This window comes from Nonomuraea ceibae (genome assembly GCF_019396325.1).
In the GTDB taxonomy this organism is placed as follows: Bacteria; Actinomycetota; Actinomycetes; order Streptosporangiales; family Streptosporangiaceae; genus Nonomuraea; species Nonomuraea ceibae.
Genome location: NZ_JAHKRO010000001.1, coordinates 218,360 through 242,256, shown reverse-complemented (window position 1 = coordinate 242,256; position 23,897 = coordinate 218,360). Strand labels below are relative to the sequence as shown.

The following is a 23,897-nucleotide window of genomic DNA, read 5'->3' as shown; positions in this document are numbered from 1 at the left end:
GCTGACGGTCTGAAGCGATCACCGTTCTCGGCGCCAGACCCGGGAGCGGTGCTCGCTTCTCCGCGCTTTTCTTTTACCGGAGAGGCATCAGGACGCGCACGTCCCGCCGTCGAGAACCGTCATTCCGCCCGGGGCGATGTATCCATTGCGCGACGGAACAGACAGCCGCGAATACTTCGTGATGATGTTACCGCCTTCGGCCGGCCTTCCTCCGGCATTCAATCCGGCTAGAGCTCCTGCGTCGGCTCGGATGCCGCAAGAGCGCGGACGAGTGGCGACAGCAGATACCGTTCCGGCGCGGTCTGCTCGACGAGGTGATCGGCGTTCAGCCTGTCCAGGTGCCGCCGGATCCGTTCGAGCGGCGCCTGGACGAGCGCGGCGAGCGGCTCCGGCTCCAGCACGTTCTCGGGGTGGAGAACGGCCGCCAGGTGCAGGGTGCGCCGGGCAGCCGGGTCGAGGCGCGCGTACGACCACGACAGCGCACGCCGGACGTCCTGGTCACCGTCGCCCGCTCGGAGGGCGGCCAGGGCGTCCCGCTCGATCTCGCGCGCGAGCGTCTCGGCGGACAGCCCCGGCACGCGGGCGAGCCTCTCTCCGATGATGCGCAGGGCCAAGGGCAGGTGCTCGCACAGCTTGGCGAGCATCCTCGCCTGCTCGGGTTCGCGGCGCAGCCGGTCGCGGCCCGCCTGCGCGGCCAGCAGTTCCAGGGATTCCTCCGGGAGCAGCGGGCCGAGGGCGATCCGCGCCGCGGCGCCACTCGTGACGAGGCCGCGTAGCTGGTTACGGCTGGTGATGAGGACCGCCGGGCCGTTGCCGGGAAGCAGGGAACGTACATGGCAGGTGCTGCGAACGTTGTCCAGGACGATCAGCATCCTGCGGCCCGCGGTGCGGGAACGGAACATCGCGGCGGCCGCGTCCCGCTCCGCGGGAACGTCGGCCGAGCGCACGCCCAGAGCACGCAGCAGGATGCGCAGGGCCTGGTCGGCGGAGAGGGGCGGCAGCGCGTCGAACCCCCGCAGGTCGAGGTAGAGCTGGCCGTCGGGGAAGTCGCCGGCGGTGGCGGCGGCCCAGTGGATGGCCAGCGTGGACTTGCCGACGCCTGCCCTGCCCACGATCACGGTGGCGCCCGAGCGCGTCGTGGCCCGGTCCAGGGTCTCCAGCTCGCCGGCGCGTCCCACGAAGCCGCTGATGTCAGCGGGCACCTCCCGCGGCGGATCCGGCTCGGCGACGTCCGGCGGCGTCATGGGGGGCACGGCTCCCGCCGTAGGCTCCGCCGTCCCGGCGAGGATCTCCTGGTGGAGGTCGCGCAGTTCGGCGCCGGGCTCGACACCCAGCTCCTCTCGCAGGTGACCGAAGGCCTCACGGTAGGCCGCCAGGGACTCCGCCCGCCGGCCGGCCCGGTGCAGGGCACGCATCAACTGGGCCCAGTGCCGCTCACGCAGCGGATGCTCCTGCGTCAGCCTGCGCAGTTCGGGAATGAGATCGCCGCCGGCGCCCCGCGAGGACAGATCCAGGTCGATGCGTCGTTCGACGGCGCGTCTGCGCTCCTCTTCCAGGACGGCGACGTCCTGGTGCAGGATCTCGGAGGCGACGTCCGGGCAGGCGGCTCCGCGCCACAAGGCGACCGCCTTGTGCAACAGCGCCGCCTCCTGCTCGGGCGAGCCGGCCTGAGCGGCCCGGCCCAGCAGGTGGCGGAACTCCAGCAGGTCCAGCCGGTCAGGGCCGAGCCGGATCTCGTAGCCTCCCGGCCACGTCCGGACGACCGTTTCGTCCCCGATCCACTGCCGCAGCCGGGCGACGTACGTCTGCACGACACGCCGTTCGTCCTGCGGCGGCTGGTCCCCCCACAGCCGTCGTGACAGGCCGTCGATGGAGACGACCTGGTTGGCGTGCAGGAGAAGACTGGCCAGCAGGGTGCGGTTCTTGGCTCCCGGCACCGGCCGCCATACGCCGTCGCCGAGGCTGACGGTGAGCGGTCCCAGAACGGAGAAGCGCGACGGAAGCGTCCGCCCCCGTACCGAGCCCGAGGTCCCGACGACCTCTCCCACTGCCATGAACCACCCACCCCCGAAGCCGCATGCCATCCCGACGGCACCAGCCTTGGACCGGGCCGGGTTCAGCAGCAACCGCTTCGAAGGCTCTCGAAACGTCAGAGCGGCGGTGGCGCACGCGTCCGTACGGCTGCGCGCGTTGATCAGTGGTCGGCGGAGAGCGTGCGTTCGATGTCGACGAGAGCTGCCAGCTGACCGGCGGACAGCGCCCGGCCGAAGTGCCGGTCGATCGAGGCCAGGTGGGCGGGGGTGGCCTCCTCGTGGGCCCGCCGTCCGGCCTCGGTGAGCAGCACGTCGTCGCCGCGGCCGTCCAGCTCGCATGCCTCGCGCGCGATCAGGCCGCGCTGCTCCATGCGGCCGAGCTGGCGGGACAGACGGCCGTGGGCCCACTGCAACCGGGCGGCGAGGCGGCCCACGCGCACGCACGTCTCCGTGCTCGCCAGCTCCGTCACCGCGGCCAGCACCTCGTAATCGGGCATCGACAGGCTCGAGTTCTGCTCCAGCTCGCGGGCGATCGCCGGGTCCACCAGGAGCTGGAGCCTGCGGTAGGCGGCCCAGGCGTCGTGGACGGCCTGGGCGGGCCGGCTGGAGCGCGTCATAGGTTCCATTCTAGCGGCAACCAGTTACATGTAACGAACTCGCGTGCTACGTTCTTCGTTACATGTAACGAACCACGGGCGGAGAGGACGGCCACAATGGAGCGGATGCTCAACGTCAACGGGATCGAGCTGGCCACCGAGACCTTCGGCGACCCCGCCGATCCCGCGATCCTGCTGATCCACGGCGGCGGTCACAGCCTGCTGAACTGGGAGGAGGAGTTCGCCCGGCGCCTGGCGGCCGGCGAGCGCTACGTCGTCCGCTTCGACAGCCGGGACGCCGGCCGGTCGACCGGCTCCCCCGCCGGAGCTCCGTCACACGACCTGCGCGACCTGGTCGCCGACACCGCCGCCCTCATCGGGGCGCTCGGGCTGGACCGCGCACACCTGGTCGGCATGTCCCAGGGCGCGGCCATCGCCCAGCTCGTGGCGCTCGACCACCCCGATCGGGTAGCCACGCTCACGCTCGCGTCCTCGACGCCCGGCGGCCCCGGTCACCGCCACGACGACCTGCCGGACATGACGGCCGAGCTGCGGTCCCTGTACGCGACCGAACCGGCCGAGCCGGACTGGCAGGACCGCGAGGCCGTCATCGCCCACCTCGTCGAGGCCGAGCGGCCCTTCGCCGCACCGGGCCACTTCGACGAGCCGGCCGTACGCGAGCTCGCCGGCCGGGTCGCCGATCGCACGATCGATCTCGCCGCACAGCTGACCAACCCGTTCCTCCTGGACGCCGGCGAGCCCTGGCGGCACCGGCTCGGCCGGATCAAGGCCCCGACGCTCGTGCTGCACGGCGCCGAAGACCCCTTCCTGCCGCCGGCTCATGGGCAGGCCCTGGCCGCGGAGATCCCCGACGCTCGCCTCATGGTCATGGACGGGACCGGTCACGAGACCTTCCCCCGCCGCCACTGGGACACGGTCGTTCCCGCGATCCTCGGCCACACCGCCCATCGCTGATCGGACGCACCCGTGCTCGCCATCGCCCTGGCCCTGGGCGCCGGGCTCGGCTGGGGGGCCTCCGACTTCCTGGGAGGGCTGAAGAGCCGTTCCCGCCCCGTGCCGTCCGTCCTGCTCATCTCGCAGGCCACCGCTCTCGTCCTGCTCACGATCACGACCGCCGTACGCGGCGTGGGCCCGCCGGACCCTGCCTTCCTCGTTCAGGCGGCCGTCGCCGGGCTGGGCGAGACGGTGGGCATCGCCGCCCTCTACCGCGGCCTCGCCGTCGGCACGATGAGCATCGTCGCCCCCGTCGCGGCGGCCGCGCCCCTCATCCCCCTGCTCGCCGGGCTCGTGGCGGGGCAGGTGCCGGGTCCGCTCCAGTTCGCCGGGCTGGTGCTCACCGCGCTCGGACTGGTCATCGCCTCCCGGCGCCCAGCCACCGGGACGGGCGATCGGCCGTTGACGAGCATTCTGTACGGCCTGCTCGCGGCGCTCGGATTCGGCACCTTCTTCCTGTCCATGCACCACGCCGGCCAGGCCGACACCGGCTGGGCGCTGCTGACCGCTCGCCTGACCACCGTGATCGTGATCGCCTCTGCCGTCGTCCTCACGCGTCACCACGTCACCGTACGGAGGAGCGACCTGCCGGTGCTGGCCTCGATCGGCGTGCTCATCGTCGCGGCCGACGCCCAGTACGCCGTCGCTTCGATGCTCGGCCCGGTCAGCGTCGCGGCCGTGCTGGGCTCCCTGCACACGGTGGTGACCATCGTCCTCGCCCGGATCGTCCTGAAGGAGCGGCTCACCCGTCCGCAGATGATCGGCATGGGCGTGGTCCTCGCCGGCGTCCTGGCCCTCTCTCTCACCTAGTCACGACAAGCGGTGTTCGCTTGCGTCTCACGTCGCGTCAGGTTCTACGCTCCCGATGTCTCCCCCACTCGCGAGAGGAGAAGACGCATGCCCGGCTACTCGCAGTTACATGTCGGAGCGCTCGACGACGTCAACGCCACCGTGTCCCTGCATGCCGGCGCGACGCTCCTGTCGCTGATCGCGGGCACGGTCGGCGGCCGGCCGCATGGCGTGCCCCGCCACTGGCAGCGGGCCGTCGCAGCGGTCATCGGCGACGACGCCGTCGTCCTGCGTCCGCTGTTCGACCCCTACTACTCGGTCATCCCCGACTGCCTAACCGCGACCTCGACGATCGCGGAGGCGGACATGGGCGCCTATCTGGACGCTCTCGCCGAACTGGATGACCGCATTCTCATCCGGGAACTGGAGGCCGAGTTCGGCCCCGTCCTGCCCCGGCACTGGCACGCGGTCGCGGACCGCCCCGGACCCTGGATACGCGCCTACGCCGGTCTCATGAACCGGCTGTGGAAGGAGTTCCGCACCGTCTGGAAGAACGCCGACGCCCTCCTGCACAAGGAGCAGGAGCGCATCGGCCTTGCCGCCGTGACGCGCAGCCTGCACGCTCTCCTGCCCGGGCTGAGCGGGCGGCTGACCTGCGACAGCGCCTCCATCCGGCTTCCGGACCAGCAGGGCAGATCCTTCGACCTCGCCGGCCGTCGCCTCACCTTCGTGCCCGTCGTCTCCGGTCACGGCGCCTGCCTGTTCTCCTTCGACCAGCCCGGCCCGGCGTGGATCGGCTACCCCCTGCCCGCCGTCGGCCTCCTGTGGTCCGGCCGCACCAGCCATGCCGCCCGCGAGGACACCGACAAGCTCGCTCTCACTCTCGGTCGCACCCGCGCCGCCATCCTGCGGCTGGCTGGGACCTCCATTCCCATCGGGAAGCTCGCCGCCCTGCTGGACTGCTCGCCCTCCACTGCCAGCTACCACTGCGACCAGCTCCAGGCCGCCGACCTGCTCAGCCGCGAGCGCCGCGGCCGCCACGTCCACATCAAGATCACGGCCAGGGGGGACGAGCTCCTCTCCGTCCTGGCCTGACCTCCGTGTCGAAAGGATCTCGCGTTGCCGTCTGTTCATCAGAAGGGCCGGTCATGGGCTCCGCTGTGGCCCGCGTACGCCGCCGCCGGGTTCGTCGGCCTCTTCTGCGTGGTCGTGCTCGGCCTGGCCGTCGTCAACGCGGTCGTCGAAGGCGCCTGGCCCGAAGGAGACGGCTGGGTCGCGCTGGGATCGGTGGGGTTGCGGATCCTCACGGTCGCGCTCGCGCTGGCCAGCGTCCGCCCCTGGGGCAGGCGGCTGCCCAGCCGGCTCGTGCTGGGCGGGCTGTGGGGCTCGGCCGCTGCCCAGTTCGTCTATCCGGCGCTGGAACTCGTGGTCAAGCTGCTCATTCTGGCGGGCGTCCCCATCGCGCTCGGCAAAGGCATCAGCAACATGTCCGCGACGGGCTGGTTCAACTTCGCCGCCGTCTGGGTCGTCTTCGGAATTCCGGCCGTCTTGTTCGGGCTCGCGGCCGTGTCCTTCCAGCGCCGGATCGCGGCGTCCTCTCTTTTCGCGTGGCTGGGCATTCTTGGAGGAAGTGCGGCGCTGCTGTTGATCGGAGTGCTCATCGGATAGCGGGCCGGCCATGACGCCGGGATCCGGCTCGTCAGACGCCGAGGCGGCGGCGGATCTGGGCCGAGAGCTGGTCGACGGCGACGACGAGCACCATCACCACCAGCAGGTGGGTGACCATCTCGTCGAACCGGAACAGCTTGATCGACTGGTTGACGAGGAAGCCGATGCCGCCCGCCCCGACCAGGCCGAGCACCAGGGACGAGCGGACGTTGACGTCGAAGCGGTACAGCAGCAGCCCGACGAACTGCGGGATCACCGCGGGCAGCACGGCGTGGGCGGCGACCTGGACACCGGAGGCGCCGCCGACGCGCAGGGCGTCGCGGGGACCCAGGTCGATCTCCTCCATCGCCTCGGCCCAGAGCTTGCCCATCACCCCCGTGTTGTGGAAGATCAGCGCGAGCACGCCGGCGAACGGGCCCAGCCCCACGGCGGTGACGAAGATCAGGGCGAACACCACGTCGGGCACCGCGCGCAGGAACGACAGGATCGAGCGGGCGGCCTGGTAGACCCAGCGGTTGCGGGTGGTGGTCCGGGCCGCGAGCAAGGCCAGGACGAGCGCCGCCGGCACCGAGAGGGTGGTGCCGAGCAGGCCGATGGCGAGCGTGACGAGCGCCCCCTGGAAGCTGGGCAGCAGCACCTCGGTCCAGGACAGGTCGGGCGGCAGGGCCTGGCCGAGGAAGTCGGCCATGCCGCGCCAGCCCTGGACGAGCGCCGCCGGGGAGAACTCGGTGCCGTGCCAGGCCAGCACGTGGGCGGCCACCACGACCACGGTGACGGCCGCGGTCGCCGTGGTGATCGGCCGCCTTCGGGGCGGGGCGAGCGGGGTGGCCGGGGACTTCATCGGTGCTCCTGATGAACGACGTGCGAGGCGGGGGCGGGCGAGGCGGGGCGGCCGGCGTACAGGGTGTCGAGGTCGGCCTCGGTGATCTCGGAGGCGGGCGCGTCGATGACGGCCCGGCCGTGCAGCAGCCCCACCACCCGGTCGGCGTGGCGGCGGGCCAGCGCGGGCTGGTGCAGCACGGCGGCGACGGCCAGGCCCTCCTCGTGCGCGAGGTCGGCCAGCAGGGAGACGACCTGCTCGGCGGCGGCCGGGTCGAGGGCGGAGACGGGCTCGTCCGCGAGGATGATCCGGGCGCGCTGGCAGAGCGCGCGGGCGATCGCGACCCGTTGCTGCTGCCCGCCGGAGAGCCGGCCGGCCGGTTCGGCGGCGCGGTCGGCCATCCCGACCCGGTCCAGGCAGGCCATGGCCTCCTCGCGCAGCTCGCGCGGGAACAGGATCGGCGCGAGCGATCGGCGCAGCGGCAGCCGGCCGAGCGCGCCGGCGCAGACGTTGTCCAGGGCGCTGCGGCGGCGTACGAGGTGGATCTGCTGGAAGACCATGGCCGTCTGCTGCCGCAGCCGGTTGCTCTCGGCGTCGTGGCCGGAGCCGAGGGTCCGGCCGTGGACGGCGATGGCGCCCGCGTCGGGGGTCTCCAGGCCGACGAGGCAGCGCAGCGCGGTGGACTTGCCGCATCCGTTGGCGCCGAGCAGCGCGAGGAACTGTCCGGATTCGACCCGCAGGTCCAGGTCGTCCAGTACGGTCCTGCCGTCGAAGGACTTGGTCAGCCCCCGTACCACGAGCGCGGCCGGCGGGCCGGTCACCGCCGTCCGGAGGGGAGGCGGCGGGGCGTCGGCGGGCGTCATGGTCAGACGTCCTCCTCGGTCAGGTTCAGCTCGGCGGCCAGGTCGAACAGCGGCTGGTACGTGTCCTTCGTCACGGCGACGAGCGGCCCGGGCGGGTCGACGTCGAGGAACGCGCCGACCTGGGCGACGTCGGCGGGGCCGAGCTCCAGCAGCGCCTTGGTGACCGCTTCGCGGAAGGCCGGGTCGGCCTTGCCGGAGACGGTGATGGGGTCGTTCGGGATGGGGGCGGAGGTCCAGATCTGCCGGAAGCCGTCGGGCTTGAACGTGCCTGCGGCCTGCGCGGAGGCGAGCTGCTGGCTGTTGATCTCGGCGGCGTCGACCTTGCCGTTGACGAGCGCGAGCAGCGCCTCGGGGTGGCCTCCCGCGTAGTCGATCTTCACGGACGACTCGGCCACGCCGTCGGTCTTGAGCGCGTACCGGGGCAGCGCGTCACCCGAGGTCGATCCCGGGCTGGACAGGGCGATGGACTTGCCCGCCAGGTCCTTGACGGAGGTGATGGGCGAGTCGGCGCGCACCCAGATGCCGGCGGTGTAGGTGGTCAGGGCGCCCTTCGCGTCGGCGAACGAGGCGACGGGCCGCGCGTCCGCCATCGTGCTGGCGAAGACGTACCCGAGCGGCCCGAACTGGGCCAGTTCGAGCTGCCCGTTGCGCATCGCCAACACCTCGGCGGAGTAGTCGTCGACGATCTTCAGCTCGACGGGGCAGTTCAGCTTGCGCTGGAGGGCGTCGGCGAGGACCTGGTAGGCGGGCTTGAGCTTGGCGGGGTCCTCGTAGGGCTCGATGCCGAAACGGATCCTGCCGCCGGGGCAGGTGGCGCCGCCGGCTTCGGCGCCGGTCTCGGCGCCGCCGCAGCCGGCCAGCAGCAGGAGCGGGGCCGCCGCCACGGCGGCCAGGAGGCGTCGTGCGCGCATGGGGATCTCTCCTCGGAAGTGGTGGTGGTGTGTCGGAGGGGTGGTCAGCCGAGCAGGTCGTCGAGGACCTCGGGGGCCAGGCCCAGGGCGGTGGTCATGCCGATGCCGGACGTGACCGCGACCACGCGCACGCCGGGCATGGGGGCGGCGATCAGGAACGGCTCGGGGGCGGAGGAGTAGACGCCGCGCCAGCGCTCGCGGACCGTCAGCCGGTCGGCGCCCAGCAGCCGCCCGGTCTCGGCCAGGACGTGCCGGTCGAGCTCGTCGGCCTGGAACGGGTCGAACGTGTCGCCGTAGGCGTGGGTGTCGCCGACGATCAGGTCGCCGTCCGGGCGCTGGGTGAACATCAGGTTCAGGCCGATGCCGACCAGGTCCGGGTGCTCGGCCTCCAGCCGCGAGCGTACGGCGGCCACGCCGGGGCAGGCGGTGAAGCCGCCGTAGCGCAGGAGCGAGAAGCCCGACAGCACCGCCGGGTCCACCGTCCGGCCGTACGGGTCGGCCACCCGCAGCATGTGCAGCGCGCAGCGGCGCAGCCCGAACTCCGCGGCGAGGCCGGGGAAGTGCCGGTCCACGTGGTGGCCCACCGCGAAGACCACCCGGCCGGCTCCGACGCGGCCCCGGCTGGTGACGACCGCGCCCGGCTCCACGAGGTGGACGGAGGTGGCCCAGTGGAAGCGCACGCCCTGGCCGGCCAGCCAGTCCGCGATCGCGTGGACGGCCTGGCGGGGGTCGACGCGGATGTCCAGCGGCAGCCAGGCCCCGCCGACCACGCCGGGGCCCACCGGCACCCGTTCGGCCACCTGCCCCGCGTCGAGCAGGACGGCGTGGCCGTCGCGGGCGGCGGCGAACTCCTCCAGCACCGCGTACTCGTCGTCGGCCCTGGCCACGACCACGGTGCCGGCGTCGCGCAGCCAGAGCCCCGTCTCCTTGGCCAGCCGCAGCCAGGCGGCCCTGGCCGTGGTCCCGTAGCGGAGGGCGTCGCCGTCCTGGGCGGTGAAGCAGCCGTGCCCGAAGTTGCGGACGGACGCGCCGACGGCCCGCCCGTCGCGTTCGACGACGACGACGGACAGTCCCCGGCGTACGGCGTCCACGGCGTGGGCCAGTCCGACGATGCCCGCGCCGACGACGACGACATCGGCCGAGTCGAGCAAACTTGTCATGACAAGCAAGGTGCCGAGCATGCCCGACAGGTGTCAACAGGTGCCGAACACATGTCGCCGCCTGTTCACCTGGAAGCCATCTCTGCAGGTGAAGCCGTCATTCAAGGGTTTGCGCGACCGCCGTCCTCCTGTATGGTCAAGTCGCATGGACGGGCCTCTTCACGAACGTGTCGCAGCGGATCTGCGGCGTCGCATCCGGTCGGGCGACCTGCCGGTGGGCGCCGCCGTTCCCTCCGAGTCCCAGCTGTGCGAGCAGTGGGGAGCCTCGCGAGGGCCGATCCGGCAGGCGCTGGCCACGCTCCGGTCCGAAGGGCTGATCGGCGGCGGCCGGGGCAAACCACCCGTGGTGCGCACCCGGACGATGCCCCAGCCGTTCGAGACGTTCCTGTCGTTCTCGCGCTGGGCCGAGCAGATGGGCCACCAGCCCGGCCAGCGGACGCTGGAGATCAGCCGGCGCCCGGCCTCCGCCGAGGCGGCCGACGCGCTGGCCGTGGACGAGGGCGAACCGGTCGTCCAACTGCTGCGCCTGCGGCTACTGGACGGCGTGCCCACGATGATCGAACGAACCACGTTCGTGTGGGACGCGGGCCGGTGGCTCTTCGACTTCGACTGCGACAGCGGCTCAGTCCTGGCGTACCTGACCGGGCGCGGGGTGGACCTGAGCAGGGCCCGCCACATGATCGACGCGATCGTGGCGGACGAGACCGACGCCGAGCTGCTGACCGTCTCCCCCGGCGCGGCCCTGCTCCGCGAACGCCGCCGCACCTCCTCGGCCGACGGCCGGCCCGTCGAGTACTCCGACGACCGCTACCGTCCCGACCTCGTCTCCTTCACCATCGACAACTCCCAGCAGGCCCGCCCGGCACTGCTGCGCAGCCCCCTTGGAGAGCTACCGTGATCGAACTGGCGGTCCTGGACATCGCCGGCACCACCGTCGAGGAGCACGGCGCCGTCTACGTCGCCCTCGAACAGGCCGTCCGCGCGGCGGGCGGCGACCCGGCCGCCGACGACATCCGGCGCTGGATGGGCGCCGGCAAGCGCGAGGCGATCAGCGCCCTGCTGGGAGAGCCCCCGGCCGAGGTCACGGAGGCCGCCTTCGCCGACTTCCGCGAACGGCTGCGCGCCGCCTACGCCGACCGGCCGCCGACGCCGCTGCCCGGCGTTCCCGAGGCGATCGCGACGCTGCGCGCCTCCGGCGTCAAGGTGGCGCTCACCACCGGGTTCGACCGTGAGGTGACCGGCGCCCTGCTGTCCGCGATCGGCTGGGACACCGGGTTCCTCGACGCGGTGGTGTGCGTCGACGACGTCCCCGCCGGGCGCCCGGCACCGTACATGATCTTCCGGGCGATGGAGGCGACCGGCGTCCACGACGTCGGCCGGGTCCTCACGGCCGGCGACACCACCCGCGACCTTCAGGCGGGCGCCAACGCGGGCGCCGCGATCGTGGCCGGCGTCCTGACCGGCGGCCAGGACGCCGCCACGCTCGGCGCCGTCCGCCACACCCACCTGCTGCCCGGCGTGGCGGCCATCCCGGGGCTGCTCTCCCTGACCTCCGCCTGAGCTCGCCCGCTACCCGGCCCAGAACGCGCACCGGTGGGCGGCGGCGAGGTCGATCGGCCCTGTCGGGTCGGGCGCTAGCGCCAGCGACTGCGTGCCGGGACGGGCAGGGGCGAAGGTCCGCCAGCGGGGCAGGCCGGGGGCGTTGGGGTCGCCGGTGCGGGCGAACGCCGTCCAGTAGCGGATCATGGTGGTGGACAGCTGTTGCCGGCGGGCGTCGAGGCCGGGACCGGGGAAGAGGTAGGCCAGATCAGCGCCGTGCGCGGCCCCGAGCGGGAAGTCCGAGCCCGGGATCTCGGTCACGACGTCATCCCCGGCGAACTCGTACGCGTACGTGCGGACCCGCTGGGCGAGGCTCCGGTTCCGCTCGTACGTCGGGCAGGCGAACACCACGTCGGTGGTGAGCGCCGCCCAGGCCAGCCCCGGGGAGGCGTACCGCGTGAGGGGGTAGCGGCGGGCGACGCGTTCTGCGCGCTCGCCGAACGCCTGCCGCAGCAGCTCGGCGTATGTCCGGGCGGTGATCGGCGTGCCGGGCAGCTCGTAGAACAGGGCGACCATGTAGCGCATCTCGTCGCGGGTGGTGCCAGAGATGACCGGGACGCGGTGGAACGCGCCGGTGGCCAGGGCACGCTCGGGGTCCCGCGGGAGCACCGGGCTGCCGACGGCGGGGGTGATGAACTGGTCGTGCAAGGGCAGCAGGCGCTCGGCGGGCACCTGGCGCAGGCAGGCGAGGGCGGTCCCCGCGTCGGCGCAGCCCAGCCGGGCTGCGAGGCGGGCGCCGTCGGCCTGCCGGTCCTCGACGGACGGCCACTGGCGGAACTCGGGCACGCCGGGGAACATGGCCCCGGCCGGCACCGAGCCGGTGCAGGGAGCGCTCTGCATGATCGCACGGTGGAAGAGCCCGGCCGCTCGCGGTGACGCGAGGTGCGCGCAGACGCTCTTGCCCCCGGCCGACTCGCCGAACAGCGTGACGTTGCCCGGATCGCCGCCGAACGCGGTGGCGTTGCGGCGCACCCAGCGCAGCGCGGCCTGCTGGTCCTCCAGAGCGAAGCCGCCCGAGCCGGCCAGCCCCGGGTGGACGAACAGCCCGAAGACGCCCAGCCGGTAGTTGACGGTGACGACGATGACGTTCCCGGTCGTGGCCAGGCGGCGGGCGTCGAAGTCACTGCCGGCGCCCTCGACGAACCCGCCGCCGTGCAGCCATACCATCACCGGCTTGCGCCCGCCGGGGGCCTCGGGGACGGTGACGTTGAGGTGGAGGCAGTCCTCCGACGTGCCGGCCGGCTGTCCCGGGGCCGGTGCGGGCTGGGCGCAGCGCGGGCCCGGCCGGGTGGCGTCCCGGACCCCGGGCCACGGCCGGGCGGGCGCGGGAGAGCGCCAGCGCCGGTCGCCCGTGGGAGCGGCAGCGTAGGGAATGCCGTGAAACACCCGGTGGTCGGTGGCTTGTACGCCTTTCACCCAGCCGAGATCCGTGCGGACCACGGCGTCCTTCTGAGGGGCGGCCGCGGCGGCCGGGGCCGCGAACAGGTGCGCCACGCAGGCGGCCAGCGCCGCCCAGCATCGCCCCTTCATGCGCGGCGGCCCATCAGCCGGGCCGCTGCGACCAGGGCGAGGCCGAGCAGGCCCACGGCCGCGCCGGTCCATGCCGGCAGGTCGATCGTGCGCTCGGCGGCCGCCAGCAGCCCCCAGTCGCTCCCCCACAGCCACCGGGTCAGGGCGTTGCCGAAGCCCTGGATCATCAGCACCACACCCGCGATCATCATGACGCCTCACCCTCCACCATCAAATCAATACGTATGTACGGTATTGTGGGCCGCGAGGACAGCAAAAACAAGTCACCCGTACTGAAATAGTGGAGTCGGTTGTGGGCAAGGGCAGTCGTACGCGGGGGTTGGGCGCGCGGCACGAGGAGCGGCGGCGGCAGATCGCGGAGGCGCTGCTCGCGATGATCAACCTCCACGGGCTCGACGCGGTGAGCCTGCGTGACGTGGCGGCCAGGGCGGAGGTCTCGCTGGGCGCCGTCCAGCACTACTTCCGCAGCAAGGACGAGATGCTGCTGTTCGCCCTGAACTACATCAGCGAGCGCGGGACCGAGCGCGTACGGCAGAGCCTCGGCCAGGAAGGGCAGCCACCACGCGCGGCGCTGCGCCGCATCCTGGCCGAACTGGTGCCCGCCGACGACCAGCGCCGCGCCGAACTGCGCATCGCGACCGCGTTCACCGCCCGCTCACTGGTGAGCCCCGAGCTCGCCGGCCACCTGCGCGCGGGCTACGACTCCCTGCACGACGTGCTGGCCCTGCTGATCCGCCACGCCCAGGACGCCGGCGAGGCGCCCGCCGACCTGGATCCCGGACGGGCGGCGGCGGCGCTGTTCGCGCTGGCCGACGGCCTCGGCACGCATGTGCTCGTCGGGCACGGCACCCCGGAGACGGCACTCGCCGTCCTGGACGAGGCCCTCGACCGGCTCTTCGCCGCCGCGCCCTGAGCCGGCCTACCCGGCGGGCCTACGCAGCCGCCTGGGCGGCGGACGTCGTCCTCAGTGCTCAACGTCGCCTCCAGTCGCGGCGGTGGTCCCGTGGCCGTGCTCCCAGGCCCAGGCGGCGATGCCCACGCGGTTGCGCACCCCGAGCTTACGCTGGACGTTGGCCACGTGGGTCTTGGCCGTGCCGGCCGAGATGAACAGCTCGGCGCCGATCTCCGGGTTGGACCTGCCCGCGGCGACCAGCTTGACGATCTCCAGCTCGCGGTCGCTCAGCGGCTGTTCGCCCGGCACGCCGGTGCGCGCGGGCGACGGCGTGAGGTGGCGCAGCAGCCGCACGGTCACCGAGGGGCTGATCAGGGCGTCGCCCGCCGCCGCCGCTCTGACGCCCTCGACGAGGAGCGCCGGTCCCGCGTGCTTGAGCAGGAACCCGCAGGCTCCGGCGCGGAGCGCGGCGTGCACGTACTCGTCGAGGTCGTAGGTGGTCACGACGATCACCCGCATCGGCGACGGCGTCTCGGGACCGGCCAGGCGGCGGGTGAGTTCGAGGCCGTCCATGCGCGGCATGCGGATGTCGGCGACGACCACGTCCGGCCGGAGCTCGGCGGCGAGGCCGAGCGCGGTCACGCCGTCCGGCGCCTCGCCCACCACCTCCAGATCCGGCTGGGCACCGAGGATCGTGCGGAAACCGCGCCGGACGGCCGGCTGGTCGTCGGCGATCAGGACTCTGATCGTCATGGGAACACCGCCTTCACGACCCAGCCGCCGCCGGCGGCGCGGCCCGAGGTGAACTCCCCGCCCAGCGCCCCCACCCGCTCGGCCAGCCCGGCGAGGCCGACGCCGGCGCGGTCGGCGGTCGGCAGGCGCGGCAGGGCCTGGTCGCGCGCGTGGTCGGCCACGGTCACGACGACCGCCCCGGTCTCGTCGCTCACCCGGATGGCGACGCTCGACCCGGCCGGCGCGTGCTTCCTGACGTTGGTGAGCGCCTCGACGACGATGCGGTAGATCGTGGTGGCGACCTCGCGCGGCACCGGGCCTGACGGCTCGATGCGCATGTCGGTGTCGGGGAAGCCCGCGTCGGCGAAACGCCGTATCAGGTCGGGCAGGCCGTCGAGGCCGGGCAGCGGCTCGGCGGAGGCGCCCTCGCCCTCCAGCTCGCGCAGCATGCGCACGGTCCGGTCCATCGACGCGAGCGCCCGCGCACCGTCCTCCTCGATCGCCCGCAGCGCCGCCGCGGCCTCGGCCGGATCGCGGTCGAGCAGGATCTGGGCGGCCTGGGCCTGGATGACCATGGCGCTGACGTCGTGGGCGACGAAGTCGTGCAGGTCGCGGGCCAGTTGCAGGCGCTGGGTGCGGCGGGCCTGCCTGACCGCCTCGACCCGGCGCCGGTCGAGGGCGCGGAGATAGGCGCCGAGCCCTGTCGCGCCCGCCGTGCCGACGGACCAGAAGAGGGTGACGGCGACCGCCTCCAGGCCCGAAGGGGGCGGGTGCATGATCTGCAACGCCAGCAGCGCTTCGGAGATCGCCGCCGCCCCCACCGCCGCCGCCGCCTGCCGGACGGGGGTCCAGCGCACGGTCAGCGTGACGAGCGTGAGCACGGCGACCGTGTGGACGTACGTCGACGGGCCGCCGGCGATGCCGGGGGCGGCCAGCCAGGCGAGCGTGCACGTCGCGCCGATCACGCCGACGGCCGCCGTGACCGCCGCGAGGAAGGGGCGTGCCCTCGGCCACCAGACCAGCGACATGGCCACGGCCGCGAGCATCGCGGGCCCGACGACGAGCGGGCTCGGCAACGGCCGGAGCACGAGGGTGAGCGCGAGCGAGCCGGCCACCGCCAGCCCGCCTGCGAGGAGTCTCATGGCGGCACCCTAGGGCAGGGATCGCGCCGGCGAATCGGCCGATCGGCAGATGTCTTCCTCCTCGGGTGAGCGCAGTCTGGGTCCTGATCGAGCGGCGACGAAACGGAAGAGACCCAGGATGCGAACGCCCAGCTTGCTGCACACAGCTCCCGCCACCAGCGACACCGAACGGCCCGTCCCGCGCTGGGCGCTGCGTGCCGCCTACGCGCTTCCCTGGCTGCTGCTGCCCTCGTGCCTGTGGAGACTGCCGTTCGCCTTCCACTTCGAGATGGGCCAGGTCGACAACGCGCCCGTGTCGCCGTTGTGGATCACGATCCCGTACGTCTTCGGGCTCAGCGTGCTCACCGAAGTGGCGGCGCTGCTCAGCATCGGCCTGGTGCGCCGGTGGGGCGAGGTGGCGCCGAACTGGATCCCGGTCATCGGCGGCCGGCGCGTGCCGCCGATGGCGGCGCTCGTCCCCGCCGTGGCCGGCGGGCTGGTGATGACCGCGGTCTCGGTGTTGATGGTCCTCACCTGGGCCGGCGCCTCCAGCGGCATGGCGTACGAGAACGGCTGGTGGCGCGCGCTCGCCGTCGTGTGCATCTCGCCGGTCGCGCTCTGGGGCCCGACGGTGCTCGCCCTGGCCTACGCCTACCACCGGCGCCGCGGTCACGCCTGAGACCTCGGGCTCTTGTCACCATGCCGACGATCCGCCATGATTGCCAGCATTGCGCTATTGCGAATGACTTGCAATAAGGATGCGGGGGAGTCGACATGGTGAACCGGACACTGCTCGGCCTGATCCGTCCGGGCCGCCACTGGCTGGCCCTGGCCGTGCTGGCCGGCGTGCTGGTGTCGGCCACCTACGCCGGGCAGAGCCTGCTCCTGACCGCCGCCGTGGCCCAGGGCATCGGCGGCGACCTCACGGCGGCGGTCCTGGCCGGTTGCGGCGCCCTGGCGCTGGTCGCGATCCGGGCCCTGCTGGTGTGGGCCCGTGAGGTCGCCTCCGCACGGGGCGCGGAGGACGTGAAGGCGGCGCTGCGCGACCGGCTCTACCGCCACCTGCTCACGCTCGGTCCCGGATACGTCTCCGAGGCGCGCACGGGCGGCGTGCTCACCACCCTGGTGGACAGCGTCGAGGCGATCGACCGCTACGTCGGGGTGTTCCTGCCGCAGGTGCTCATCTCGGTGCTCGGCGGCCTGGGCATCGTCGCCGTGCTCGCCTGGATCGACCCCGCCGTGGCCGTGCTCGTCGCCGTCACGGCGATGCTGGCCGCCGCCGCGCCGAGGCTGATGCGCCGCCGGATGCGGGACGGGCTCACCGCGTTCTTCACGGGGTGGAAGGGGCTGAGCGCCGACTACCTCGACGCGGTGCAGGGACTGCCCACGCTCAAGGCGGTCGGCGCCGACGAGCGCTTCGGCGCGGGGCTGTCGGCCAAGGCGTGGGCGTTCCACCGGGACTCGCTGCGGTTCACGGTCGTCTCCACCGTCTCGGCGGGCTTCGTCGGCTTCTTCGCCGCGCTCGGCACGGCCGCCGCCGTCGGGCTCGGCGCCTGGCAGTACGCCTCGGGCGCGCTGTCGCTGACGTCGGTGTTCGCCGTGCTGCTGCTGTCGCGGGAGGCGTTCCGGCCGGTCACCGACCTGATGGCGGCCTTCCACGCCGGTCAGGGCGCGCTGCCCGCCGCGCACGGCATCGCCGGGCTGCTCGCCGCCCGCCCGGCGGTCGCCGACACCGGCGCCGCGAGCCTGCCCGGCACGCCGCCTGAGGTCACCTTCGAGGACGTCACCTTCACCTATCCCGGTCGCGACCGCCCCGCCCTGGACGGAGTCTCCCTGCGGCTGGCCGCCGGCCGCACCACCGCCGTGGTCGGGCCCTCGGGGGCGGGCAAGAGCACGCTGATCCGGCTACTGCTGCGACACGCCGATCCGACCGGCGGCAGGGTGCTGTTCGACGGGGTGGACCTGCGGGACGTCGCGCTTTCCGAGCTGCGGTCGAACGTGGCGCTGGTCTCGCAGGAGGTCTACCTGTTCCACGGCACGGTCGCCGACAACATCGCCTACGGGCGGGCGGGCGTGAGCCGTGCCGAGATCGAACGGGCGGCGCGGGCCGCGCACGCGCACGCGTTCGTCGCCGAACTGCCCGACGGCTACGACACCATGATCGGCGAGCGGGGAGTGCGGCTGTCCGGCGGCCAGCGCCAGCGCCTGGCCATCGCCCGCGCCCTGCTCGCCGACGCGCCGCTGCTGATCCTCGACGAGGCCACCTCCAGCGTGGACGTCGCCGCGGAGCGCGCGGTGGTCGAGGCCCTGGAGCGCGTCCGCGCCGACCGCACCGTGCTGGTGATCGCCCACCGGCTGTCCACCGTCGCGGACGCCGACCACGTCGTCGTCCTCAGCGAGGGCCAGGTGGCCGAGTCGGCCGCTCCTGGCGAACTGCTCACCGCCGGCGGCGCCTACGCCCGCCTGGTCGCCCGCCAGCAGGAAGGAGCGGCATGACCACCGCCGTCACCCCCGTACAGCCCGAGTCCCGCACGCCCACGGAGCCCGCCTCCGTCCGGCGCGGCGCGCTGCTCTCCCTGCTGCGTCCCCAGCGGGGCCGTCTGGCCGCCGCGATCGGCTGCGGGCTGCTCGACCAGGGCTTCGCGCTCGCGGCGGCCCTGCTCGGCGCCGCCCTCGTCGGCCGGGCCCTGAACGGCGAGAGCGCCGGCGCCCTCGTGCCCGGGCTGATCCTGCTCGCGGCGCTCGTCCTGCCCAAGGTGCTGGCCGCGTGGGCCGAGTCCTACCTCGCCCACGACCTGGCCTTCCGGGTGCTGGCGGAGCTGCGCGACCGCTGCTATCGCAAGCTGGCCGCGCTGACCCCCGGCTACCTGCTGCGCCGCCGCTCCGGCGACATCGGCGCGACCGCGATGGCCGACGTGGAGATCCTCGAACTGTTCTTCGCCCACAGCCTCACCCCGCTCGTCGTGGCCGCGTCCGTGCCACCGGCCTGCCTGGTGGCGGCCTTCTGGCTGCATCCGCTGGTCGGCGCGGCGCTGCTGCCGGCCGTGGTGGCGATGGCCACGGTGCCGTTCTGGCTGCGGCGGCGCTCGGCGGCGCAGGCCGAGCGGATGCGGGAGGCGGCGGGCGAGGCCGCCTCCGAGGCCGTGGACGCCGTGCAAGGGCTGTCCGAGACGCTCGTCTTCGGCCGCCAGGAGCACCAGGCCGCCCGGTTGAACGCCGCGACCGGACGCCTCAACCGCGCGTCGAGAGCGCATCGTTCGCGCGGCGGGGTGGAGAAGGCCGCCGGCGACGCCATCGCCGCCGTCGGCCTGATCGCCGTCCTGCTGGTGGCGCTGTCCCTGGTGAACACCGGCTCCTTGGCCGCCGACCAGGTCGTGATCGTCGCCGTGCTCGGCGGCTTCGCCTTCCTGCCGCTGATGTCGCTGGTCGACACCTGGCGGGAGCTGTCCACGATCCGCGCCGCCGCCGCCCGGCTGCTGCGCATCCTCGACGCGCCGCCGGACGTCGTCGAGCAGGCCGCCCGGCCGGTGGCCCGGATCGAGCCCGAGGTGACGTTCGACCAGGTCACCTTCCGCTACGGCCCCGACCTTCCCGACGCCGTGAGCGAGGTCTCCTTCACCATCCCGGCCGGGCGGACGGTCGCCCTGGCCGGTCACTCCGGCGCGGGCAAGAGCACCTGCGCCTCGCTGCTGCTGCGCCACTGGGACGCCTCGGCCGGCTCGGTGCGGATCGGCGGCCACGACCTCCGCGACCTGCCCTTCGACCAGCTCCGCTCGACCGTGGTCGCGGTGCCGCAGGACACGTACCTGTTCGCCATGAGCGTCCGGGACAACCTCCGGCTGGCCCGACCCGACGCCACGGACGCCGAGGTGGAGCAGGCCGCGCGCACCGCCTGCGCGCACGACTTCGTCACGGCCCTGCCCGACGGGTACGACACCCTCGTCGGGGAGCGCGGCGCCCACCTGTCGGGCGGGCAGCGCCAGCGGCTCGCCATCGCCCGCGCCCTGCTCACCAGGGCGCCCGTCCTGGTGCTGGACGAGGCCGTCTCGAACCTGGACGCCGACAGCGAGGCCGCCATCGACGAGGCGCTGCGCGCGGCCGGGGGCCGGCACACGACCCTCGTCGTCGCCCACCGCCCCTCCACCCTGCGCACGGCGGACACGGTGGTGCTGATGAACGCCGGCCGCGTGGTGGACATCGGCCACCACGACGACCTGCTGACCCGCTCCCCCGAATACCGCCGCCTGCTCGCACGCTGAATCGGTCATCCGTCTCGTGCCCTGCCCGCTGACCGCACTTCTGGCCCGCACGGGAATCGCCTGAGCTCATAGTCCTTGTTTGCCGGTGGCCCAGTACGGCTTGGTGGTGATGGCGCGGCGGGGCAGGATCCCGTGGTCGACGAGCGTGCGGCGCTGGCGCTGGAGCGATTGGGCGTGGCCGAGGAGCACTGCGCCGTCGACGCGGGCGAGTTCGCCGTCCTCGGCGGCGTGTTCGAGCCAGTCCTGGAGCGCGTCACCCGGGGCCGGCCCGGCGGGCAGGAAGCGGTAGCGGGGACGGGGGCCGGCGAGGGGGCGCACGGCGTCGGGGGGCACTTCGACGACGACGAGGTCCTCCGTGCCGGCGTAGGCGTCGATGGTGCCGAGGGTGCAGCCGTCGCCGAGGAAGAGGCGTGGGGCTCCGTGCTCGTACAGGGGCCGGTGTCGTCCGGTCAGCACGGTGAACTCGGCGCCGGCGCGCAGGCCGAGCATCCAGCAGGTGCCGGGGCCGTCGGCGCTGGTGGCGGCCAGGACGGTGACGTGCTCGGGGTCGTGGGCGCATACGGTCCGCACGGAGTAGCGGCGGCCCTGGGTGGGGGTGGCGCGGACCTGGATCTCGTGGCCGGGCTGCCAGCCGCCGGGCGGCGCTTCGGCGCGCAGGTCCACCTCGACGAACCCCGGGGCGGGTTCGGCCAGGCCGAGAACGCGGGCGCGGCGGCCCATGACTGTTTCGGCGAGCCTGCCGATGAACGTCGGTGCCTGCGGCATGGGTGTCCTCCTGGGATTCGCAGCACACTACACCGTGCAGTGTAGCTCCACACTGTACGGTGTAGTGTGGGGCTGTGGGAAACGCCATGAGGCCGGGCAAGCAGGTACGCGAAGGCGACCAGGAGAAGCGGGCGGCGATCATCTCCGCCGCACGCGAGCTGTTCGCCCGTCAGGGGGTGGACAGCGTGAGCATGGACGCCGTGGCGGCCCGCGCCGGGGTTTCCAAGCGCACGGTCTACGACTACTTCGGCGACAAGAACCGCTTGTTCCTGGCCATCCTGGCCGAGACCTCCGACACGCTGAACGCCTCGATCCAGCGCGCCCTGGACCAGCACCTCCCCGGGGACGGGACCATCACCACGATCCCCGCGCTGCAAGAGGCGATCACCGCGCTCGTCGTCGAGCTCGGCCGGACGCTGGTCGGCTCCCCCGACTACGCCGCCGCGTTCGCGCTCGTCGCCCAGCGACGCTGGCGGGAGCCGGGCAGCCAGGACGACGTCGTGACCGGGTCCGCCGAAGACGCCCTGGCCGACCGTCTCGCCCACTTCGCGAAGGCGGGGCTCCTCGACACCGACGATCCGCGGACGGCCGCCGGCCACCTCTCCGCCCTGACGATCCTGCTGGCCTACAACGACCAGCCCGACCCGGCCACCGCCGACCCCGAGCGCATCCACAGGATCATGACCTCAGGCGCCCATGCCTTCATCCGCGCGTACGCCACGCGCTAGGACTGCCCGTCCTGCTTGAGCGCGCGGGCGCGGACGGCGGCGAGCATGACGCGGCGGACGAATCCGCTCCCCAGCCGGATCACCACCCAGTACCGCAGGAACGCCCGGCGCGCGTCCGGGCTGGTCGCCTGGATGCGGGTCTCGGTGACGAGCCGGGTCCGGCCGTCGCCGGCGTCCTCCAGCAGGAAGCTGAACGTGGCCTTCGCGTAGCCGGGCCGGTCGAAGGCGCGGAAGGCGTCGAGCCCGTCGACGGAGCCGACGTTCTGCGCCCGGCCCAGCCGCCACCACTGGCCGATCACGCCCTGGACCACCTCGCGGCCGGGGTCCTCGGCGAGGGGGATGAAGTCGGGTATGTCGCGTTGGGCGTGCCCGTTCCGTACGCGGGAGAGCAGGTTGCGGGCGGCGAACAGCGGCTTGGCCAGGCGCAGGTCCGTGGCCTTCACGTTGCCGATGGCCTCCCAGACCCGGGACGGGGGCGCGTCGATCACGATCGAGTGGCGTTCGGCGGCGTCGGGGGCGGGCATGAGGTGGTGGGCGAGCGTGGGCGTGCCGCTCTTTACGGAACGCAAAGTATCGGAACTCATAGTTCCTTATCATGGAACCCGCCTCCACCCAGGCGCAATGTCGGCTGCGCCACATTACGGGTACACCGGTTCCGTAATAGACTGAGGCTCATGAGCCAACCATTGGGCCGCCCTCGGGAGGGCCGGGTCGACCAGGCCGTCGCCGCCGCGGCGCGCGCCCTCCTGGCCGAACAGGGCTATGCCCAGCTCACGGTGGACGCGGTGGCCACCCGCGCCGGGGTGGGCAAGGCCGCGATCTACCGCCGGTACGCCACCAAACAGGAGATGATCTTCGCGGCGGTCATGCACGACCTGGAGCTGACCGCTCCCCCGGACACCGGCTCCCTGGCCGGCGACCTGGCGGCGGTCACCCGCGACATCGTCGCCAACCTCGCCACGCCCCCGCCAGGAGTGATCCCCGGCCTGCTCGCCGACGTGCACGCCGACGGGGCCCTGGCCGCCAGGTTCGCCACCGGCTTCGTCACCGCCGAACGCACCTGCATCACCGAGATCCTGGACCGGGCGGTCACCCGCGGCGAACTCCCCCGCCGCCCCGACCCCGCCGTGGCCCACGCACTGCTCCTCGGCCCCGTCTTCGCCTGGCTGTTCCTCCTGATGGAGAACCGGGACACGCTCCCGGCCCTCGCCGAGACGGTCGCCGCCACCGTCGCCCAGGCGCTCCGCGACGCCGAGCCCCCGTGAGGGGTTCCTACCGGTGTGCGAGGAGGACGGCGTGGTGATCGGTCCCGGCCGGGCCGTCCGGATCGGCGTGGACCGTCGCCGCGCGCAGCCTCGGCAGTTCGTGGATCAGCCGGTGCTCGGCCTCCACGGCGACGCCGTGCGCCTCGATGAGCGAGGCGTCATGACGTACCCCGATCTCGACCTCGGCCCGCAGCGCGTGACCGACCCAGCGCAGCCGCACCGCCCCGACGCGCTCCACGCCGGGGACCGCCGCCAGGATGTCCTCCGCCCGGCTGATCAACTCCGGGTCGACCGCGTCCATCAGCCGGTGGTAGATCTCGCGGGCGGCGTCGCGCAGCACGAAGCAGATCGCCACGGTGATCAGCAGGCCCACGATCGGGTCGGCCAGCGGGAACCCGAGCGCCGCCCCGCCCGCCCCCAGCAGCACGGCCAGCGAGGTGAAGCCGTCGGTGCGGGCGTGCAGGCCGTCGGCCACCAGCGCCGCCGAGCCGATCTCCCGGCCCACCCTGATCCGGTAGCGGGCGACCCACTCGTTGCCCAGGAACCCGACCACGCCGGCGGCGGCCACCAGGCCCAGCGCCCGCATGTCCGCCGGGTCGATCAGCCGCTTGACGGCCTCGTATCCGGCCAGCGCCGCTGAGGCTCCGATCAGCAGCACGATGACGACCCCGGCCAGGTCCTCCGCCCTGCCGTAGCCGTAGGTGAAGCGGCGGGTGGCCGCCCGGCGGCCCAGGGAGAAGGCGATCGCCAGCGGCACCGCGGTCAGCGCGTCGGCGAAGTTGTGCAGCGTGTCGCCCAGCAGCGCCACCGACCCGGACAGCGACACGATCACCGCCTGGACGAGCGCGGTGGCGATCAACGCGGCGAACGAGATGCCGAGGACGCGCATGCCCCGGTTGCTGGACTCCAGCGCGGTGTCCGTCTTGTCCGCACTGTCGTGGCTGTGCGGGGTGACCAGGTGACGGGCCTTCGCCACCAGCCTCCTGAACCCGCGCTGATGCCCATGACCGTGCCCGTGACCGTGACCGTGCTGGGGGGACGTTGGATGCGCCATTCGCGTGCCTCACTTGCCTGCGACCCGTTTCGGCGGATTATATGTAGTCATGTACGCACGCGACAACGAATCAGGTGCGACCCCTGCGCAGGAACAAC

The 23,897-nt window shown here is 73.3% G+C and carries 25 protein-coding genes; 12 read left to right on the top strand and 13 right to left on the bottom strand.

The features are described from left to right. Window positions 1–227: 227 nt before the first annotated feature. Entirely contained in the window at window positions 228–2,054 is a 1,827-nt protein-coding gene (locus KME80_RS01325; protein WP_219499198.1) for an AfsR/SARP family transcriptional regulator, read from the bottom strand. A gap of 140 nt (window positions 2,055–2,194) precedes the next feature. Beyond that, window positions 2,195–2,650: a MarR family winged helix-turn-helix transcriptional regulator gene (locus KME80_RS01320; protein WP_219499195.1), complete on the bottom strand. Its 456-nt coding sequence runs from the start codon at window positions 2,648–2,650 to the stop codon at window positions 2,195–2,197. Between the two features lie 105 nt (window positions 2,651–2,755). Between KME80_RS01320 and KME80_RS01315 the strand changes: the two genes are divergently transcribed. The 4 genes from KME80_RS01315 to KME80_RS01300 all read left to right on the top strand — a co-directional run bounded on the left by KME80_RS01315 (window position 2,756) and on the right by KME80_RS01300 (window position 6,100). After that, entirely contained in the window at window positions 2,756–3,604 is an 849-nt protein-coding gene (locus KME80_RS01315; protein ID WP_219499193.1) for an alpha/beta fold hydrolase, read from the top strand. Between the two features lie 12 nt (window positions 3,605–3,616). Further along, window positions 3,617–4,453 carry an EamA family transporter gene (locus KME80_RS01310; RefSeq protein ID WP_219499190.1) on the top strand — a complete coding sequence of 279 codons (837 nt, stop codon included), beginning with the start codon at window positions 3,617–3,619 and terminating at the stop codon, window positions 4,451–4,453. Window positions 4,454–4,540: 87 nt separating this feature from the next. Then, window positions 4,541–5,527, top strand: a complete 987-nt coding sequence (locus KME80_RS01305; RefSeq protein ID WP_219499188.1) for an ArsR/SmtB family transcription factor — start codon at window positions 4,541–4,543, stop codon at window positions 5,525–5,527. A 24-nt stretch (window positions 5,528–5,551) separates the two neighbouring features. Continuing rightward, on the top strand, window positions 5,552–6,100 hold the full coding sequence (locus KME80_RS01300; RefSeq protein ID WP_219499185.1) for a hypothetical protein: 549 nt from the start codon (window positions 5,552–5,554) through the stop codon (window positions 6,098–6,100). A 31-nt stretch (window positions 6,101–6,131) separates the two neighbouring features. Here KME80_RS01300 and phnE read toward each other — a convergent pair whose 3' ends face one another. Genes phnE through KME80_RS01280 form a run of 4 tightly spaced genes read right to left on the bottom strand, consistent with a single transcriptional unit; the run spans window position 6,132 to window position 9,854 of the window. Next, entirely contained in the window at window positions 6,132–6,941 is an 810-nt protein-coding gene (gene phnE / locus KME80_RS01295; RefSeq protein ID WP_219499181.1) for a phosphonate ABC transporter, permease protein PhnE, read from the bottom strand. Beyond that, complete coding sequence (locus KME80_RS01290) at window positions 6,938–7,783, bottom strand: phosphonate ABC transporter ATP-binding protein (protein WP_219499178.1); 846 nt, start codon at window positions 7,781–7,783, stop codon at window positions 6,938–6,940. Before KME80_RS01290 ends, phnE begins: the two co-directional genes overlap by 4 nt. Before the next feature lie 2 nt (window positions 7,784–7,785). Continuing rightward, entirely contained in the window at window positions 7,786–8,694 is a 909-nt protein-coding gene (locus KME80_RS01285) for a phosphate/phosphite/phosphonate ABC transporter substrate-binding protein (RefSeq protein ID WP_219499176.1), read from the bottom strand. Window positions 8,695–8,738: 44 nt separating this feature from the next. Next, window positions 8,739–9,854, bottom strand: a complete 1,116-nt coding sequence (locus KME80_RS01280; RefSeq protein ID WP_219499173.1) for a TIGR03364 family FAD-dependent oxidoreductase — start codon at window positions 9,852–9,854, stop codon at window positions 8,739–8,741. Window positions 9,855–9,999: 145 nt separating this feature from the next. Between KME80_RS01280 and KME80_RS01275 the strand changes: the two genes are divergently transcribed. Both KME80_RS01275 and KME80_RS01270 read left to right on the top strand, forming a co-directional pair. Beyond that, complete coding sequence (locus tag KME80_RS01275) at window positions 10,000–10,752, top strand: GntR family transcriptional regulator (RefSeq protein ID WP_219499170.1); 753 nt, start codon at window positions 10,000–10,002, stop codon at window positions 10,750–10,752. After that, entirely contained in the window at window positions 10,749–11,414 is a 666-nt protein-coding gene (locus KME80_RS01270) for a phosphonatase-like hydrolase (protein WP_219499168.1), read from the top strand. Before KME80_RS01275 ends, KME80_RS01270 begins: the two co-directional genes overlap by 4 nt. A gap of 9 nt (window positions 11,415–11,423) precedes the next feature. Here the strand turns inward: KME80_RS01270 and KME80_RS01265 are convergent, their stop codons facing one another. Next, complete coding sequence (locus KME80_RS01265; protein WP_219499165.1) at window positions 11,424–12,983, bottom strand: carboxylesterase/lipase family protein; 1,560 nt, start codon at window positions 12,981–12,983, stop codon at window positions 11,424–11,426. Then, a complete protein-coding gene (locus tag KME80_RS01260; protein WP_219499163.1) occupies window positions 12,980–13,174 on the bottom strand; it encodes a hypothetical protein in 195 nt (64 codons plus the stop codon). Before KME80_RS01260 ends, KME80_RS01265 begins: the two co-directional genes overlap by 4 nt. A 101-nt stretch (window positions 13,175–13,275) precedes the next feature. Here KME80_RS01260 and KME80_RS01255 point away from each other — a divergent pair, with 101 nt between their 5' ends. Beyond that, window positions 13,276–13,896: a TetR/AcrR family transcriptional regulator gene (locus KME80_RS01255; RefSeq protein WP_219499160.1), complete on the top strand. Its 621-nt coding sequence runs from the start codon at window positions 13,276–13,278 to the stop codon at window positions 13,894–13,896. A 51-nt stretch (window positions 13,897–13,947) separates the two neighbouring features. Here the strand turns inward: KME80_RS01255 and KME80_RS01250 are convergent, their stop codons facing one another. Together KME80_RS01250 and KME80_RS01245 are read right to left on the bottom strand one after the other, a co-directional pair. Further along, on the bottom strand, window positions 13,948–14,628 hold the full coding sequence (locus tag KME80_RS01250; RefSeq protein ID WP_219499155.1) for a response regulator: 681 nt from the start codon (window positions 14,626–14,628) through the stop codon (window positions 13,948–13,950). Beyond that, window positions 14,625–15,749 (bottom strand): sensor histidine kinase, encoded by a 1,125-nt coding sequence (locus tag KME80_RS01245; protein WP_219499152.1) that lies wholly within the window; start codon window positions 15,747–15,749, stop codon window positions 14,625–14,627. Before KME80_RS01245 ends, KME80_RS01250 begins: the two co-directional genes overlap by 4 nt. A 118-nt stretch (window positions 15,750–15,867) precedes the next feature. Between KME80_RS01245 and KME80_RS01240 the strand changes: the two genes are divergently transcribed. The 3 genes from KME80_RS01240 to KME80_RS01230 all read left to right on the top strand — a co-directional run bounded on the left by KME80_RS01240 (window position 15,868) and on the right by KME80_RS01230 (window position 19,987). Beyond that, window positions 15,868–16,407, top strand: a complete 540-nt coding sequence (locus KME80_RS01240) for a hypothetical protein (protein ID WP_219499150.1) — start codon at window positions 15,868–15,870, stop codon at window positions 16,405–16,407. Window positions 16,408–16,502: 95 nt separating this feature from the next. Continuing rightward, on the top strand, window positions 16,503–18,224 hold the full coding sequence (locus KME80_RS01235; protein WP_219499147.1) for an ABC transporter ATP-binding protein: 1,722 nt from the start codon (window positions 16,503–16,505) through the stop codon (window positions 18,222–18,224). Further along, entirely contained in the window at window positions 18,221–19,987 is a 1,767-nt protein-coding gene (locus tag KME80_RS01230; RefSeq protein ID WP_219499144.1) for an ABC transporter ATP-binding protein, read from the top strand. Before KME80_RS01235 ends, KME80_RS01230 begins: the two co-directional genes overlap by 4 nt. Before the next feature lie 66 nt (window positions 19,988–20,053). Here the strand turns inward: KME80_RS01230 and KME80_RS01225 are convergent, their stop codons facing one another. After that, a complete protein-coding gene (locus KME80_RS01225) occupies window positions 20,054–20,752 on the bottom strand; it encodes a ferredoxin reductase domain-containing protein (protein ID WP_219499141.1) in 699 nt (232 codons plus the stop codon). A gap of 74 nt (window positions 20,753–20,826) precedes the next feature. Between KME80_RS01225 and KME80_RS01220 the strand changes: the two genes are divergently transcribed. Then, entirely contained in the window at window positions 20,827–21,480 is a 654-nt protein-coding gene (locus KME80_RS01220) for a TetR/AcrR family transcriptional regulator (protein ID WP_219499138.1), read from the top strand. On the opposite strand, the gene KME80_RS01215 is transcribed toward KME80_RS01220, so the two are convergent. Next, window positions 21,477–22,064, bottom strand: a complete 588-nt coding sequence (locus KME80_RS01215) for an SRPBCC family protein (RefSeq protein ID WP_219499135.1) — start codon at window positions 22,062–22,064, stop codon at window positions 21,477–21,479. The genes KME80_RS01220 and KME80_RS01215 overlap by 4 nt on opposite strands. Window positions 22,065–22,154: 90 nt before the next feature. Between KME80_RS01215 and KME80_RS01210 the strand changes: the two genes are divergently transcribed. After that, a complete protein-coding gene (locus tag KME80_RS01210; RefSeq protein ID WP_219499132.1) occupies window positions 22,155–22,745 on the top strand; it encodes a TetR/AcrR family transcriptional regulator in 591 nt (196 codons plus the stop codon). Between the two features lie 7 nt (window positions 22,746–22,752). Here the strand turns inward: KME80_RS01210 and KME80_RS01205 are convergent, their stop codons facing one another. Next, window positions 22,753–23,721 carry a cation diffusion facilitator family transporter gene (locus KME80_RS01205; RefSeq protein WP_308125568.1) on the bottom strand — a complete coding sequence of 323 codons (969 nt, stop codon included), beginning with the start codon at window positions 23,719–23,721 and terminating at the stop codon, window positions 22,753–22,755. Between the last annotated feature and the right edge of the window lie 176 nt (window positions 23,722–23,897).